Source organism: Streptomyces sp. NBC_00344 (assembly GCF_036088315.1).
Lineage (GTDB): Bacteria > Actinomycetota > Actinomycetes > Streptomycetales > Streptomycetaceae > Streptomyces.
In genome coordinates, this window is the sequence record NZ_CP107996.1 from 6,619,217 (window position 1) to 6,633,692 (window position 14,476).

Genomic DNA, 14,476 nt, shown 5'->3' on the forward strand with positions numbered 1-14,476 from the left:
CTCATGAAGCACATCGACCCGGCCACCGACGGCGCCCCCGCCGGGGGTCTCGACGCTCACATCGTCGTGGACCGCGGCAGCTTCCACCTCGACGTGGCACTGAACGCAGCCCCCGGCGAGGTCGTCGCGCTCCTGGGGCCCAACGGTGCGGGCAAGACCACCGCCCTGCGTACGCTGGCCGGGCTCACCCCGCTCACCGGTGGCCACCTGCGCCTCGACGGCACTGCCTTGGACCACACCCCGCCCGAGTCCCGCCCGGTCGGCGTCGTCTTCCAGGACTACCTCCTGTTCCCGCACCTGACCGCCCTCGAGAACGTCGCCTTCGGCCCCCGCTGCCAGGGCGCGTCGAAGGCCGATGCCCACGCACGGGCCGCAGAGTGGCTGGACCGCATGGGCCTCGCCGACCACGCAGCCGCAAAGCCCCGCCGGCTCTCCGGGGGCCAGGCCCAGCGTGTCGCCCTCGCCCGCGCTCTTGCCACCCGCCCCCGGCTGCTGCTCCTCGACGAACCGCTCGCTGCGCTCGACGCCCGCACCCGCCTCGACGTACGCGCCCAACTCCGGCGCCATCTCGCCGACTTCGAGGCCGTCGCCGTCCTTGTCACCCACGAGCCGCTGGATGCCATGGTGCTGGCGGACCGACTGGTGGTGATCGAGCACGGCCGGGTCGTCCAGCAGGGCGCCCCGGCTGACATCGCCCGCCATCCGCGTACGGACTACATCGCCCAACTCGTCGGGCTCAACCTCTACCAGGGGCACGCCGACGGGCACGCCGTACGACTCGAAGCGGGTCCCGGAATCACCACCACCGAGGAGTTCGTCGGCCCCGTCTTCGTCGCGTTCCCGCCCGGGGCGGTCACCCTGCACCGCGACCGCCCCACCGGCTCCAGCGCCCGTAACGTGTGGCATTGTGAGGTCACCGGACTGGAGACGCACGGAGACCAGATCCGCGTGGACCTCACCGGCGAACTCTCCCTCACCGCGGACCTGACCACGGTCGCCGCTGCCGAGCTCGACCTGCACCCGGGCGCTCCGGTGTGGGCGACGGTCAAGGCCACACAAACGCATGCGTACCCGGCCTGAGGGGGACGGGCCCGCCGATCGAGCAGTCCTTCGCGGTCGCCATCGGCACCCTCGGCGTCGCCTCGGGGCAGGCTCCCCCGGCGGTGCCGGCCCGCGCATCGGGGCACCGTATGTGTCGGTCCTGTCCACTCCGCCCTCGCCCGGCACCTGAGATCACGCCACCTCGCTCAGCCGGAACGCGCGACGCGGAAGCCCACGTCGTCGATTCGGAAAGTGGGGTGACTGCGCCGCCGCACCGAGGCACGGCAGCTCCAGCGCTCGTCGAACCAACCACCGCCACGCAGTACCCGATAGCCGGCGTAGACCTCCGCATCGTAGATGTCCCAGCACCATTCCCAGACATTGCCCAGCATGTCGTACAGGCCCCAGGCGTTGGGCTGTCTGCCGCCCACGTCGTGGATCCGTTCCCCGGAGTTGCCGCGGTGCCAGGCGATCTCGTCGAGACGCCCGTACCGCGCGCCGTCCGTACCGGCACGACACGCATGCTCCCATTCCGCCTCGGTCGGCAGCCGGTACCCGTCAGCGGATCTGTCCCAGTCGACGTCCTCGCCGTCGGAACGGACGTGATATGCGGGGGCCAACGCCTCACGCCGGGACAGGGCGTTGCACAGCCGCACCGCGTCCAGCCAGGAAACGCCCTCGACGGGCAACCGGTCGCCCCGCGAGCTGCCGGGCCGCAGGCCGGTGACCGCTGCGTACTGCGCCTGGGTGACAGGGAAGGCCGCGAGCTGGTACGGCGCGAGGTCGACCGGCCAACTGCGCTGCGTTCGCCGGTCCGACAGGGTCACCCGGCCCGGCGGGATCGTCATCATCTTGTGTACCGCAGCCGTATCCATGAACAGGCGATCCTACCGACACCCCTGCGCGCGAGTCGGACAGGGGGGCTCCGCTCACGGAACTCGCCCTGCGCCCCGCCGAGTACGGGGCCATGTCCTGACTAGGACATGGCCTGTTCTCTCAGCCCGCAGCCCCTTCACCGGCGCCCGTCGTGCGACCAGACTCGTGAGCCCATCGGCAGCGTGGCAGACGGCGGACGCCGGGGAGCCATGACAGCCGGATACACACGCGCAGGGAATCCGGGAGACGTGCCGGCCGCTCCGCGGGCCGGGACGACGACGGGGAAGGTCACGCCGATGACGACGACGGATGCACAGGCGGCAGCAGCGACGCGCTACGGCTCGCTCTTCCGGACCCCGGAATTCACACCCCTCTTCCTGGCCACCGTGCTCCAGGCGACCGCCCGGGCGGTGAGCGGTCTGGCGCTCGGCTCGATGGTCTACGCCCGCACAGGTTCGCCGCTGCTGTCCGCTCTTGCCATGTTCGGTCCTTCGCTCGCCCAGGTGATCGGTGCGACGCTGCTGATGTCCGCCGCCGACCGGCTGCCCCCGCGCGCCGCTACGTCAGGTCTGGCGCTGGTCCTGGCTGTGAGCACCTGTGCGCAGGCCATCCCCGGGCTGCCTGTCTGGGCCGTCTTCGCCGTGCTCCTGTCCGCCGGCACGCTGACCTCGGTGGGCGGCGGAGTGCGCTTCGGACTGCTCAACGAGATTCTCAGCAAGGAGAGTTACCTGCCGGGACGGGCCGTCTTCAACATGGCGGCCGGCATCGTCCAGATCTGCGGCTTCGCTGTGGGCGGTGTGCTGCTCACCGCGTTCTCGCCACGCGGCACCCTGCTGGTCGGAGCGGTTCTGCAGCTCACGGCTGCGGTCGTCGGCCGGTTCGGGCTCAGCAGGCGGGCGCCACGCGCTGCCGGACGGCCTTCCGTCGCAGCAACGTGGGGCAACAACAGAGTGCTGTGGTCGTCATCCCCTCGCCGGTACATCTATCTGGCCCTGTGGGTTCCCAACGGTCTGATCGTCGGCTGCGAATCCCTCTTCATCTCCTACCGGCCCCAACAGGCCGGCCTGCTCTTCGCGTTCGCCGCACTCGGCATGCTGCTCGGGGACGCGGCGGTCGGCAGGTTCGTCCCCGCCGGATGGCGCAATCGGCTCGCGGCCCCGCTGCGGCTGCTGCTGGCCGTCCCGTACCTGGTTCTCGCCCTGCGGCCGGACTTCCCGATCGTGGTGGTGGCCGTGGTGCTGGCGTCGGCGGGGTACGCGGCGAGCCTGCTGCTCCAAGAGCGTCTGCTGGCCATCACTCCGCCCGAGATGCACGGGCACGCGCTAGGTCTGCACACCTCCGGAATGCTGACCGTGCAGGGCCTGGGCGCGGCGCTGGCCGGCTTCGTCGCCCAGCACAGCTCACCCGCCACCTCGATGGCTCTGCTGGCGGCCCTCTCCGTGGCCGTGACGCTGGCGCTGTCCGGCGGCCTGAGAGCCGGTACCGGGCCGTCCTGACGGGACGGTATCCGCAGCCGCGCCCCCTGGCCTCTACAGGCCACGGCCCGTTCTCCCGGTCCGCACCGCCTTCACCTGACCCGGCGCGGCACCCAGAATCGAAGCACAGCACCCGCTGGAACACCCGCAGTTGAGAACAGAGAAGGAGAACAGTCATGGCCAAGACGATCCAGATCAGCGCCCTCGCCGCGGCGGTCCGCGCCGCCGCCGTACGCATCCAGGCGGCCCCCCGCACGGCGAGCTACGTCTACGAGTCGGGCGGCTGAGTCCCGCTCACCACCCACTGACCGCACCGAAGGAAGGAAATCGGCATGGATGAGCAGGAGAACGTCGCGTGGTGTCCGAGCTCCAAGCCCGACCGACCGGAAGCCGTCGTCCTGGGCGTCCATGCCGATTCCGACGGACTCTCCTACCTCGACACACCGGTCCCCGCGGCGGAGGCGACCGTTTTCCTCCCGGTTGATGTGCTCCCCACCAAGGCCATCCGCTTCGCGGCGCACTGCTACGCCGAGTGCGCGCAACGCGTGGGGGACGACTGCGGACTGGTCACCAAGGTCGCCAGGCATGCGCCGTCGGTGGAGGAGTCGAGCCTGCCGAAGTGCCACCTGCGGCCGCGCTGCAAGTGGTGGCAGCAGACCGGGATCGATGCCTGCCGGCGCTGCCCCCTCGTCGTGCACGACGTCAAGGTGGGCGACGAGCTGACGATGCGCATCGCCAACCCGAACGTGGCAGCAGACGAAGTCTGAGACACGTTCGGCAGTCGCCCCTCGCCGGGCCAACCCGGAACCCTTCTTGTGGAGAAGAAACGTGACCATACAAGCCGATGTTGCTCCCGGATTGCTGGAGCAGGTGGACCAGCCCCGGGTCGGAGACGCGTTCGGGGAGCTCGTCACCCGCTGCTGGGCTGCCGGGGCACGGCCCGGGTCTGTCTTCGAGGTACTGGAGCGGGCCGACGGCGCCGTCTTCGCCACCGACACGTCGCACTGGTTCAGCGGCCCCGCGCAGTGGAACGGCGCCGAGACCTGGGCCTGTGAGCAGGCCCGTGGCCGGATCCTCGACATCGGATGCGGGCCGGGACGGCACGCCCTCGCTCTCACCGAGGCCGGCCACCACGTCCTCGGCCTGGACTCGTCGCCCGGCGCGGTGGCCGTGGCCGAGGAACGCGGGCTCTCCGTGGTTCTCGGAGAACTCGGCGAGGCCGAAGCGCTCGGTGCGTTCGACACCCTGCTGCTCCTCGGCAACAACCTCGGCTTCCTCGGCAGCAGGGAGTCAAGTCCGGCGGTGCTCGCCCAACTGGCGGCACTTGCCCGCCCGGGATCACAACTCCTCGCCTCCACCCGCGACATGCGTAACAGTCAGGTTCCGGAGACCCTGGCCTACCGTGCCAGGAACCGCGCTCTGGGGCGGCTCCCCGGCGAGTACCGGGTACGCATCCGCTCCCGGGCGACAGCGACCCCCTGGTTCGAATACCTCTACGCCTCGGTCGACGAGGTGCGGGAGCTTGTGCGGGACTCCCCATGGGCTCTGTGCGACTCCCACCAGGAAGGAACGGCCGTCGCGGTGCGGCTGGAGCTGCGGGGCTGACGGGCCGGCGGTCCCGCCGGGCTGGCAGCACCCCGTGCGCCGACCCGGTCCGGCCGCCCATGGAAAGGGGCAATCCGGCTACGGCCAGGGGGTGTTGAGGGGAACACATTTCACACCGAGCCTCCCGGTGGGGCAGACTCGTGCCCCGTATGCCGCCTCGGGCGGCTGACCTCGGGGGAGGAGAGCAGTGAACAGGTTCCTGTCCGGGTTCCTGGCCGCGGGCAATGCGCTGGCCCAGACGGTCGTTCTGTTCTCCTTCCGTTCGGTGTGCCCGCTGCTGACCACGGAGAGCGTGTGCACCCGTACCGCCACCGACGCCTCCTCTCCCACGCCGGGCGGGTTCGTGGTGGCGGACACCGGACACGCCGCCGGGTACCTTCCGCAACTGGTCTTCGTGGTGGTGAGCACCGTGCTGGTCCACCGTGTGCTGTGCGGTGCGGCGGGCTCCGGACCGCGACCGGGCTTTGTCCTGCTCCTCATCGGCGCCGCGCTGCTGTCCGCGGGATCGGCCGAACTGGTGCTGCAGGCACTGACGATGGACGCACAGCCTCCCGGAATGGGCTGGTTCCACTGGTACATCCAGTACACACTGCCGCGTCCCGCACCGGCGCCCACCGCATACGCGCTCTGGTGCGGCTGGGAGCCACCGGTGCTTCTCGGCGTTGCGGTCCGGCTGGCGCGCGACTCCGAGCCGATCCGGCTCCTCCTTTCGCTGGGTGGCAACAGCGATGACGGCGACGCCGGTGCGGCCCGGGCCGCTTCAGCATCGCCGGCCGCGGCCCGGCACCGGTGGAACACGGCTGCGGCAGGACTCGTCCCCGTGGTATTGCTGGCCGCCGCCGGAGGGCCGGTGTTGCGCCACACCCTGGTGCTCTCCCGCGACCCGGCCTCCGTCACCTTCGACCGGGATCTGTGGATGCCCTACCGACCCCCGCAGATCCTCGACGCGTTCCGCAGTCTCCTCTACCCGGCCCTGCGTCTGCGCCCGTTGCGGACGGAGACGACGGCGGGGTGGCTTGCCACGGCCGGGGCCTGTCTGGTGCTTCTGGCAGTGCTCGGTGCGGCGTTGTATGCCGTGGCGGGAAGCACGGCGGGCAAACGGCCGCTCCGGGTGGTGACGGAGTGCTGGTGCGCGACGGTGTTCGCAGCGGCACTTGCCGGGGTTTCGGAGGCGGCAGGACTCAGGGTGGCGTGGTGGCAGGTGTCGCCGTCCGCCGATGCCCGATTCTTCGACCTGCTCGGCGTCTCGTTCCCCGATGCCGTCCGCTTCGGCACGGTGTGGGGCTGGGCGGTCGGTGCATGTGTCGTCTGCGCACTGTGGAAGGCGGAACGCGACCGGGCCGGGGCGCCCGTACCCCGCGGTGAGGGAGGGCTGAGTCATGCCGGGTAGCCGACCGAGGGTCCGCGGTGCGGGCGCACTCACCCGCAAGAGCGTACGACGGGGGGAGCGCCCTGCCCGTCCGGAGACCGGAGCGGCCGGTGGCCGCCTGCGGTATCTCAGCAGTCCGGTGGCCTGGCTTGCCACGATCGTCCTAGGGGTGGCCACCGTCACCTTCCAGGACGCGCTGACGACCGCGGTGAAGGCCGTACTGCCGTTGGACGGCCTGCACGACCGGCTCTCCACGCGGGACGCACTCCAGGTCGTGGAGGTCCGTGACGTCAAGGACAGCGGAACATTCCTGGCCCGTGGCCCGGTGGACCCACACTTCGTCAACAGTCTGGAAACGGCCTCGCTGGCAGCGCGCGCCGATCTCCTGGACGTCAACAACTCGCAGTGGCTCGTCACCTTGCGCAGCGGCGCCAGTCAGGAGGTACGCGTCACCGACATCGTCCCCGTGATCGAGGGCGGCCGGTGCGGGAAGCCCCTCGGTGGCAGCCTGGTGTACGCGCCGGGACAGGGCGGTGAGGAGGTCCTCCCGCTGGACGTCACCGTCGACGCCCCGGTGCCGAGGCTGCACAAGGACGGCGCCAAAGGGCCGTACTTCACGGGCCCCGAGGCCCGGCAGATCGTCCTGAAGCAGAACCAGAGCACCGCGTTCCTGCTTCGTGCGTCGGTGCAGCGGGGCCACTGCCGCTGGCACTACCGGGTTCACTACCAGGTGGGGGGCAAGACGGCGGAGGCCGTGCTGAGCGCTCCGCACGGCCACCCGTTCGAGATCACCGGCGAGCTGCCGGATGCCGGCGACTACCGGGCCGTCTATCTGCCCACCTTCCTGTGTCCCAACTCCAAGGAGTTTCAGCCCGGGTGGCGCACCGCCGACGGACAGTGGTTCGCCCGAGGTCCGGGCAGGGGCAAGTCGCTTCCCTGCCCGAAGGACTGACCTGGCGGATGCGATGCCTGCTCCAGCACAGCTGACACTCAGTCAATAGCCGTGCACAGTGGTGGCGTTGTGCGGGATTCTGTGGACCCATGGATCAGTCCGTGGTGGGGATGTCCAGGGCTGTTCCGTACAGGCGGGACACCCTGATCCTGATGACCACACGCCGTTCCGCGACCAGTTGCGCGAGGAACGCCGTCTCCTGCGCCGGATCCTCGAACCCAGGGGTCAGAGCGAGTAGTTCCCGGCCGATCGCGTCACCCGGCTCCGTGGTCACATCCGACACCTCCGCCAGCCCCTCGGCGACGGCGAACGACCAGACATCCGGCCCGGTGACATGCAGAGCGGCGTGCGGATCGTGCCGCAACTGGCGAACCTTGAGGCGGTCGGCTGTTGTGGAGATCCGTACGACGCGTTCGTCGGGATTCCAGTGATAGAGCACGGTCGTCAGATGGGGGTGGCCGCTACGCCGAACGCTCGCGAGCACTCCGAACTGCTGCTCCCGCAACAACCGGGACAGCTGTTTCTCCGAGAGAATCCGGGGTGCCGGTCCACCACCCGGCTCCTGCTCCTCTCCGGTCGTGACGCTTGCGGTCTCGGGCGCGTTCGTGTTCATGGATCTTTCCCCTCGCAGTGATGTGTCGGAGATCAGACGGCGGTGATGTGCTCGGCGGGTGCGGGGCCCTTCGGCCGGTACGGCGGGGCGCGGTGCGGCCCAGCACGGTGGACGCGACGAGGAAGGGTGTGACGAGGAGGCCGGCGCCGAACGCCGGATGGTGGCCGCCGGTCAGCGCCGCGGCCCGGCTTCTGCCGTCCGCGAGGAGACTGAGGCGACGAGTGCCCGGGTAGGTGTTGACGACCCAGGTGAGACCCGCGGGGAGAACCCCGGATCGCTCTGGATGACCGGCATTGCCACGGTCACGATGCTCCCGTCGAGAACGACCATGAGCATCCCGGTGGCGAGTACCCCGAGAGCGAGCCTGAGTGATCGCGGAGCGGCGGAGGAATGAGCGGGTGCGGCGAACATGCCTGTCTCTCCTGTCAGTTGAGGCGACAAGAGAGAAGGTAGCAGATGGTTTTGTTGCAGACTATTTGTTTCGGCCTTGCTTTCCGTGCTGACGCGCCCTCCGGACCGGTCGCGGATTCTCGACGGGAGTTGCCAACGGCCCCTCGACCAGGCTGTGCAAGATGCTCAGGAAGACCCTCCTGTCCTCCTTGGTGAGATCGGAGAGTGCTTCCTTGTGGACGCCGTCGACGATCTCCTGGCTCCGCCCGGCGATCCGGGCGCCCTTCGGTGTGACCGCGATGATCCGGGCCCGCCGGTCCGTGCTCGAGGGGCGGCGCTCGGCGAGACCGGCGTCTTCGAGGGCGTCCACCGTCACCACCATGGTCGTCTTGTCCATGTCGCCGATCTCGGCGAGCTGGATCTGAGTGCGTTCCTCTTCCATGGCGTGAACCAGTACGCAGTGCATGCGTGCCGTGAGGCCGATCTCGGCGAGCGCCGCGGACATACGGGTCCGCAGGACGTGACTCGCGTGGTCCAGCAGGAACGACAGGTCCGGCTCGGTGCGGGTGGGTGTCATGGCTGTCATGGCCGCAGGGTAACAATGTGATCCGTGGCGGATTATCCGGAAGGGAACTTTGCGGACACCGCGATGCCCCGGATATGACCACCCGCGTGCCTGCGGAGGTGCGCAGTTCATGAAACCGGCGGGAGTCCGGTCGAACCCGTTCTGCGAAGATCCAGGACTGCCCGCGGCGATGAGAAGCGACGTCCAACGCGTCCCCGGGCGAGCGTCAGAAGGTGCCTGCTGTGCCCTCCACGGGGACACCGCCCTCCAGTGGGGCCGACGCCATCGGCACGATGTCGTACTGGGGGCACGGCTGCGTGAAGCATTGTTTGGGTGTCGGCACGCAGGCGTAGCCCGGATACGCGACAACGGTCGCACAGGGGTTCGCCTGCGGTACGTCGAGGGTTCCTCCGGCGTGCGCGGGGCCGGTCATGGTGAAGGGGGCCGCAGTGAGGGCGACCGTCATGGCGGCACGCGTCAGGTTCTTGATCACACGCTGCAGGATGGTGGCCCGGCCGGCCCCGGGGGAGCAGGCCGCCGCCCAAATCACTCGTATGGGGGCGCTGTTCCACCATCGGCGCCTGCGCGGAGCGCCGCACAACCGGAGCTTCGTCCGCAGCCCCCTTCCAGTTGCTGCCGGGCCCGGGCCCCGCTCACTCCTGAGTGAGAGCGAGTTGTCACAGTGAAACCGCGCTCCGGACCGCTTCCGCCGACCGCTCTTGATCTTGCTCCGGGAAAGGGTCGTTCATGAGAGACGTTTCATCGAGGCTGCGACAAGCTTCGAGGACCTTGCCCCTGTGTGCCTCCGGCGCGCGATATGCGCGTCTCGGAGGCACGTTCACACGTCGCGGTGCCGCACGATGACCACAGCGAGTGCAACAGCGACCAACGGCCAGAGCGCGTACACGGCCCACGAGCCGGGGACTGTGGCGCTGTAGGCGAGCGAATGGGAATCCGGTGCCCAGTTCTGGACCAGGCGCTTCCATGCCGTGACCGGCATCGCGTGGCTCACAGCGGCGGACCAGCGGGCGCTCTGCGAGAAGATCGGCGGCAGCATCACCAGGGTAAAGGCGCTGGTGACCATGGTGGTGGCGCTGTGCCTGATCAGAGCCCCGAAGCCGAGGCCGATCAGTGCGCAGACCGGGGCCAGCAGGGCGGACGCCACCAAGGCCCGGAGGACTCCGGGATGGGTGAGCGGAACCCCGGCCTGTTGCCCGTTCAGGATGGCTTGGGAGACCAGGAAGCAACCGGGGGAGATGACCGTGCCGACTGCGGTCCAGAGCGCGGCGGTGACGACCGCCTTGGCCAGCACCACCGCACCACGGGCGGGGACGGCCACGGTGGTGGTGCGGATCAGGCCGCTGCTGTACTCGCTCACGACGGTGAGGGCACCGACGCTGCCGGCGACGAGCATCAGCGTCATGTAACCGGCCGCGGGAAACGCGACGAACACATGGAATCCCTGATCGGCCCTCGCCGCCGGGCTCATCGTCCGAAGGTCGTTGATTTCCGCCAGTGCCGCTACAGCAGCGGACCCGATGACGAACAGGGTGGTGAGTGCGAGGGTCCATGGGGTGGAGCGCAGGGACCGTATCTTGATCCATTCGGAGACGAGCAGGTCGCGGAAACGGGCGGCCGGCTCGGCGGCAGTCACGGCCGAGATGGTCGGGGTGGCCGAGGAGAGTGTGGTCATCGGGGTTGTCCTGCCTGGTATTCGACGCTGCTGGCGGTGAGTTCCATGAAGGCCTCCTCCAGTGAGGCAGTTCGGGTGGTCAGCTCGTTCAGCACGATCCGGTTCTCGAAGGCGAGCGCTGCGATCCGGTCCGCCGGCAGCCCGGTCACGGCGAACCTCTCGGCGTCCGCCGATCCCTCCGGCTCGACCGACGCCCCCGCGGCGGTCAGCACCGCCGTCAGCTCGGCGGCCTGCCGCGTGCTCACCAGGACGCCGAGGCGGGTGCCGCGTGCCGCGAAGTCCCGTACCGACTCGGCGGCGATGAGCCGGCCCCGGCCGATGACGACGAGCTGGTCGGCGGTGTTCTCCATCTCCGACATGAGGTGGCTGGAGAGGAAGACCGTACGGCCCTCGGCCGCGAGGCGCCGGAAGAGGCGGCGCATCCAGAGCACGCCCTCCGGGTCCATGCCGTTGACCGGTTCGTCGAACATCAGCACCGGCGGGTCGCCGAGCAGCGCGGTGGCGATCCCGAGCCGCTGTTTCATGCCGAGCGAGAAGCCGCCGATGCGGCGGGGCGCTGCCTCGGCCAGCCCCACCTCGTGCAGCACTTCGTCCACTCGGCGCGGGGAGATCCCGTTGCCGTGGGCCAGGGCAGACAGGTGAGCCTCGGCAGTGCGTCCGCCGTGGACCTGGCCCGCGTCAAGGAGGGCGCCGACGTGCCGCAGGCCGCGCGGGTGGCTGCGGAAGGGGACGCCGCTGACTGTGGCGGCGCCGCCGGTGGGCGCGTCCAGGCCGAGGATCATCCGCAGGGTGGTGGTCTTACCGGCTCCGTTGGGGCCGAGGAAACCGGTGACCTGGCCCGGTCGCACGGTGAAGGACAGCCGGTCGACGGCGGTCTTGCCGCTGTAGCGCTTGGTGAGTTCGTTGACTTCGATCACAGGGACAACCCTGCCGGGAGGGTCCCGTCCGGTCATGAGGCCGTGGGTGGCAATCGCGAGGCCCCCTTCGCCCGTGGGCGTACGTCCGTGGGCCGATCCCGCAGGGGCGGCGGGCTGGTTAGTCTCGCGGGATGGACGCCATACCGACCACCCCGATGCCCGTGCGCGTCGCACAGCGCGGTCTCCCTCTTGAGAGGCCACACCAGCGATGACGAGAACGAAGATCATGGCCTGGGCGGGAGGTGCCCTGTATCTCCTCGTGGTGGTACTGCTCGTGGGAGGCGCGCCGCGGGCTTCGGGCACGGCCCACGGTTTCGGGGCACTGCTCGCCGCGAGTCTGCTGGTCGGGGTGGTACGGCGCATGCCGCTCCTGGCTCTGTCCCTGGCGCTCTTCGGGTCCACCGCCGTGGTGCTGGGCGCTCCTGGCCCCGCCCACTCCAACCTGTCGACTTGGTATCAGGGCCAGTTCCTGTCCTATCTGGCGGTAGACCTCGTTCTGGGCTTCATCGTTGCCACTTGCGCGCGGCGCGCTTCGACCGTCGCCGTGGCCGGATCCCTCATCGTCCAGCTCGTGGTCATCGGCGGCTTCTCACACGGGAACAACCTGATTGTCAACGTCGTGATCGGCCTCCTGGCGATGGCCGCGGCCTGCACGGGGGCATTGTTGAGCCGCGAACGCAGCGAGCACGCGGTGGCGCTGCGGTCACAGGAGGTCGCCGAGGCGGTGATGGCCGAACGGCTGCGAATCGCACGGGAGTTGCACGACATGGTTGCGCACAGCATCGGTATCATCGCCATACAGGCCGGGGCGGCGAGCCAAGTCATCCGGAGCCGGCCCACGGAGGCCGGTGAGGCACTGCGGGCCATCGAGACCACCAGCAGGGAGACTCTGTCGGGCCTTCGGCGCACACTGGTGGCACTCCGGCAGGCAGATCCGGGTACAGCGGCCTCGGGAGGACAGGCAGCCCTCGCACCCTCGCCGGGTCTGGCGGACATCGACCGGCTGGCGGCGGCCACGGCCGACGCGGGGGTGCATGTGGATGTGCGCCGCAGTGGGGAAGAGCGCCCCCTGCCGGCCGACATCGACCTGTCCGCCTTCCGTATCGTCCAGGAGGCGCTGACCAACGTGGTCCGCCACGCGGGCACCGGACGCTGTCGGGTGCTCATCGACTACGGGGACGAGGAGCTGTCCGTGGAGGTCGTCGACGATGGGCGCGGTGCCACCGGGAACAGCTCGGCCCACGGCTTCGGTCTCGTGGGCATGCGGGAGCGGGTCGCCCTGTTGTACGGCGACCTCAGCGCCGGGACGCGTCCCGAGGGCGGTTTCCGGGTGACGGCCCGGCTGCCGCTGCCGGACCTCGCCGGAGTTCCGGTGGAAGCCCGATGACCGCCGCTCCCGTACGCGTCGTACTCGCCGACGACCAGCCACTGGTGCGGTCCGGCCTGCGCCTGGTCATGGCCGATCACCCCGACCTGGAGGTCGTCGGCGAAGCCGCAACCGGTGCCGAGGCGGTCCAACTGGTCAGGGACATCGGCCCCGACGTCGTGGTGATGGACATCCGGATGCCCGGCATGGACGGGATCGAGGCCACTCGCCTGATCACTGCCGGCCCGACCGCAACGCGCGTCCTCGTCCTGACCACGTTCGACGAGGACGACTACGTCTACGGCGCGCTGCGGGCCGGAGCGAGCGGCTTCGTGGTCAAGGACATGGCGCTGAACGAGATCCTCGCGGCGATCCGCGTGGTCGCCGTCGGCGATGCACTGATCGCGCCGGGGATCACGCGCCGACTGATCGCCGACTTCGCCGGGCGCCCCCCGCAGCGCTCCCCGCGGCCGGTCGAGGGCATCACCGAGCGGGAACGGGAAGTCCTGACCCTCATCGGGCGCGGCCGGACGAACACCGAGATCGCGGAGGACCTCTTCATCACGGTGGCCACCGCCAAGTCGCACGTGTCACGCCTGCTCACCAAACTGGGCGCCCGGGACCGGGTCCAGCTCGTGATCACCGCCTATGAGGTGGGGCTCGTCACGCTGCCCGGCTGAGCAGGCACCGCGGCTTCGGTCAGTCCCGGAGCCGTGGTGCCTGCTGCCTCCCCCCTGCGGAGTGCGCGGGACGGGCACCGCCGCCCGGATGGACAGGTCCAGATCGACGCTGTTCATGTCCAGTTCGAACCGGCCGTACGGATTCACATGGGTCCCGCCGCACATGGCACAGCGCGGCCAGCAGCGTCAGGCGCCGCGGCGGCTTCATCCGCCCCAGGTTCGCCGGGTACTCCTTCGACGCCCGCGCCCGCCACGCGTCCACCAGCTTCTCCGACACGTCCGCGGTTGTGCCCACTCCTTGTCACCTACGGGCGAGCTCGGCTCAGCCGTGATAGGTGATGTAGCCGTTGCCATCGCGGTCGTTGGCGCTCCTGGTGTAGGCGTGGACGTCCGAGCGGCTGCCGCCGGGCTTGTAGAGGTAGACCGTGTCCTTGTCGTTGTTCCACATGAAGTTGCAGTTGTTGCGGTAGACGACGTTGTTGGTGTCGGAGTCGGTGCCGTGGCCGCCGCGGAGCTTGATGTAGTCGCCGGGCTGCAGATAGTGGTTGGCGGTGAACGTGAAATGGTTGCCGGTGGCGTCCTTGACGACGTAGCCCTTGAGATTGATGGTCGTCGATGACGAGTAGTTCTCGAGCGTCAGGTATTCCTCGCGGCTGTTTCCGGAGGAACAGCTGTTGGAGTCCCGGCCGGGTGCGTCGTACTGGATTCCGCGGATCTTGAGTGCCGAGGAGTATTCGGTGGCCTGGGCCGGGAACGCGGCTATCGCAGTCAGGGTGCCGGCCGCGATGGCCGCCGCGGTGACAAGGGTCTTGTGCATGTGAGGTCCCCCCTCGGTGGTGCTGATGAGTGGCAGAAGCCTACAGACGTCGCAGGCAGCCCGTTGCCGTATCAAGTCCGAATCCATGGCGGGATTTTGGGACTTTCCCTCGCGCCC

Annotated in this window: 15 protein-coding genes; 8 read left to right on the forward strand and 7 right to left on the reverse strand. The window is 69.6% G+C overall.

Annotation, left to right across the window (positions count from 1 at the left end):
• Positions 1–3 precede the first annotated feature (3 nt).
• Positions 4–1,080, forward strand: coding sequence for an ABC transporter ATP-binding protein (locus OHS16_RS29945; RefSeq protein WP_328540369.1), 1,077 nt, complete (start codon positions 4–6; stop codon positions 1,078–1,080).
• Positions 1,081–1,247: 167 nt separating this feature from the next.
• Here OHS16_RS29945 and OHS16_RS29950 read toward each other — a convergent pair whose 3' ends face one another.
• Positions 1,248–1,916 (reverse strand): formylglycine-generating enzyme family protein, encoded by a 669-nt coding sequence (locus tag OHS16_RS29950; protein ID WP_328540370.1) that lies wholly within the window; start codon positions 1,914–1,916, stop codon positions 1,248–1,250.
• 297 nt (positions 1,917–2,213) lie between these two features.
• Between OHS16_RS29950 and OHS16_RS29955 the strand changes: the two genes are divergently transcribed.
• The 5 genes from OHS16_RS29955 (at position 2,214) to OHS16_RS29975 (ending at position 7,318) form a co-directional block, all read left to right on the forward strand.
• Positions 2,214–3,413 (forward strand): MFS transporter, encoded by a 1,200-nt coding sequence (locus OHS16_RS29955; RefSeq protein WP_328540371.1) that lies wholly within the window; start codon positions 2,214–2,216, stop codon positions 3,411–3,413.
• Positions 3,414–3,724: 311 nt separating this feature from the next.
• The gene (locus OHS16_RS29960; RefSeq protein ID WP_328540372.1) at positions 3,725–4,159 is read left to right on the forward strand and encodes a hypothetical protein; all 435 of its coding nucleotides are present in this window, start codon (positions 3,725–3,727) and stop codon (positions 4,157–4,159) included.
• A gap of 61 nt (positions 4,160–4,220) precedes the next feature.
• On the forward strand, positions 4,221–4,997 hold the full coding sequence (locus OHS16_RS29965) for a class I SAM-dependent methyltransferase (RefSeq protein WP_328540373.1): 777 nt from the start codon (positions 4,221–4,223) through the stop codon (positions 4,995–4,997).
• A 187-nt stretch (positions 4,998–5,184) separates the two neighbouring features.
• Positions 5,185–6,387, forward strand: a complete 1,203-nt coding sequence (locus OHS16_RS29970; protein WP_328540374.1) for a hypothetical protein — start codon at positions 5,185–5,187, stop codon at positions 6,385–6,387.
• Positions 6,377–7,318 carry a hypothetical protein gene (locus tag OHS16_RS29975; RefSeq protein ID WP_328540375.1) on the forward strand — a complete coding sequence of 314 codons (942 nt, stop codon included), beginning with the start codon at positions 6,377–6,379 and terminating at the stop codon, positions 7,316–7,318. The genes OHS16_RS29970 and OHS16_RS29975 overlap by 11 nt, the downstream gene beginning before the upstream one ends.
• Before the next feature lie 94 nt (positions 7,319–7,412).
• On the opposite strand, the gene OHS16_RS29980 is transcribed toward OHS16_RS29975, so the two are convergent.
• From OHS16_RS29980 to OHS16_RS30005, 5 genes are all read right to left on the reverse strand, one after another.
• Positions 7,413–7,931: a PPOX class F420-dependent oxidoreductase gene (locus tag OHS16_RS29980; protein WP_328540376.1), complete on the reverse strand. Its 519-nt coding sequence runs from the start codon at positions 7,929–7,931 to the stop codon at positions 7,413–7,415.
• A gap of 472 nt (positions 7,932–8,403) precedes the next feature.
• Positions 8,404–8,907, reverse strand: coding sequence for a MarR family winged helix-turn-helix transcriptional regulator (locus OHS16_RS29990; RefSeq protein WP_328540377.1), 504 nt, complete (start codon positions 8,905–8,907; stop codon positions 8,404–8,406).
• A gap of 205 nt (positions 8,908–9,112) precedes the next feature.
• Positions 9,113–9,379, reverse strand: coding sequence for a hypothetical protein (locus OHS16_RS29995; RefSeq protein WP_328540378.1), 267 nt, complete (start codon positions 9,377–9,379; stop codon positions 9,113–9,115).
• 345 nt (positions 9,380–9,724) lie between these two features.
• Positions 9,725–10,579, reverse strand: coding sequence for an ABC transporter permease (locus OHS16_RS30000; RefSeq protein ID WP_328540379.1), 855 nt, complete (start codon positions 10,577–10,579; stop codon positions 9,725–9,727).
• Complete coding sequence (locus OHS16_RS30005; protein ID WP_328540380.1) at positions 10,576–11,496, reverse strand: ABC transporter ATP-binding protein; 921 nt, start codon at positions 11,494–11,496, stop codon at positions 10,576–10,578. Before OHS16_RS30005 ends, OHS16_RS30000 begins: the two co-directional genes overlap by 4 nt.
• Positions 11,497–11,704: 208 nt before the next feature.
• On the opposite strand from OHS16_RS30005, the gene OHS16_RS30010 reads away from it, so the two are divergent.
• Positions 11,705–12,883, forward strand: coding sequence for a sensor histidine kinase (locus tag OHS16_RS30010; protein ID WP_328540381.1), 1,179 nt, complete (start codon positions 11,705–11,707; stop codon positions 12,881–12,883).
• Complete coding sequence (locus OHS16_RS30015; protein WP_328540382.1) at positions 12,880–13,542, forward strand: response regulator transcription factor; 663 nt, start codon at positions 12,880–12,882, stop codon at positions 13,540–13,542. The genes OHS16_RS30010 and OHS16_RS30015 overlap by 4 nt, the downstream gene beginning before the upstream one ends.
• Before the next feature lie 322 nt (positions 13,543–13,864).
• Here OHS16_RS30015 and OHS16_RS30020 read toward each other — a convergent pair whose 3' ends face one another.
• A complete protein-coding gene (locus OHS16_RS30020) occupies positions 13,865–14,359 on the reverse strand; it encodes a lamin tail domain-containing protein (RefSeq protein WP_328540383.1) in 495 nt (164 codons plus the stop codon).
• Positions 14,360–14,476 lie beyond the last annotated feature (117 nt).

Bases quoted from the DNA above. Each gene is read 5' to 3' on its own strand.
- OHS16_RS29945 (WP_328540369.1), top strand. From the start codon at position 4: ATGAAGCACATCGACCCGGCCACCGACGGCGCCCCCGCCGGGGGTCTC.
- OHS16_RS29950 (WP_328540370.1), bottom strand. From the start codon at position 1,916: ATGGATACGGCTGCGGTACACAAGATGATGACGATCCCGCCGGGCCGG.
- OHS16_RS29955 (WP_328540371.1), top strand. From the start codon at position 2,214: ATGACGACGACGGATGCACAGGCGGCAGCAGCGACGCGCTACGGCTCG.
- OHS16_RS29960 (WP_328540372.1), top strand. From the start codon at position 3,725: ATGGATGAGCAGGAGAACGTCGCGTGGTGTCCGAGCTCCAAGCCCGAC.
- OHS16_RS29975 (WP_328540375.1), top strand. From the start codon at position 6,377: ATGCCGGGTAGCCGACCGAGGGTCCGCGGTGCGGGCGCACTCACCCGC.
- OHS16_RS29980 (WP_328540376.1), bottom strand. From the start codon at position 7,931: ATGAACACGAACGCGCCCGAGACCGCAAGCGTCACGACCGGAGAGGAG.
- OHS16_RS29990 (WP_328540377.1), bottom strand. From the start codon at position 8,907: ATGACAGCCATGACACCCACCCGCACCGAGCCGGACCTGTCGTTCCTG.
- OHS16_RS30000 (WP_328540379.1), bottom strand. From the start codon at position 10,579: ATGACCACACTCTCCTCGGCCACCCCGACCATCTCGGCCGTGACTGCC.
- OHS16_RS30010 (WP_328540381.1), top strand. From the start codon at position 11,705: ATGACGAGAACGAAGATCATGGCCTGGGCGGGAGGTGCCCTGTATCTC.
- OHS16_RS30015 (WP_328540382.1), top strand. From the start codon at position 12,880: ATGACCGCCGCTCCCGTACGCGTCGTACTCGCCGACGACCAGCCACTG.
- OHS16_RS30020 (WP_328540383.1), bottom strand. From the start codon at position 14,359: ATGCACAAGACCCTTGTCACCGCGGCGGCCATCGCGGCCGGCACCCTG.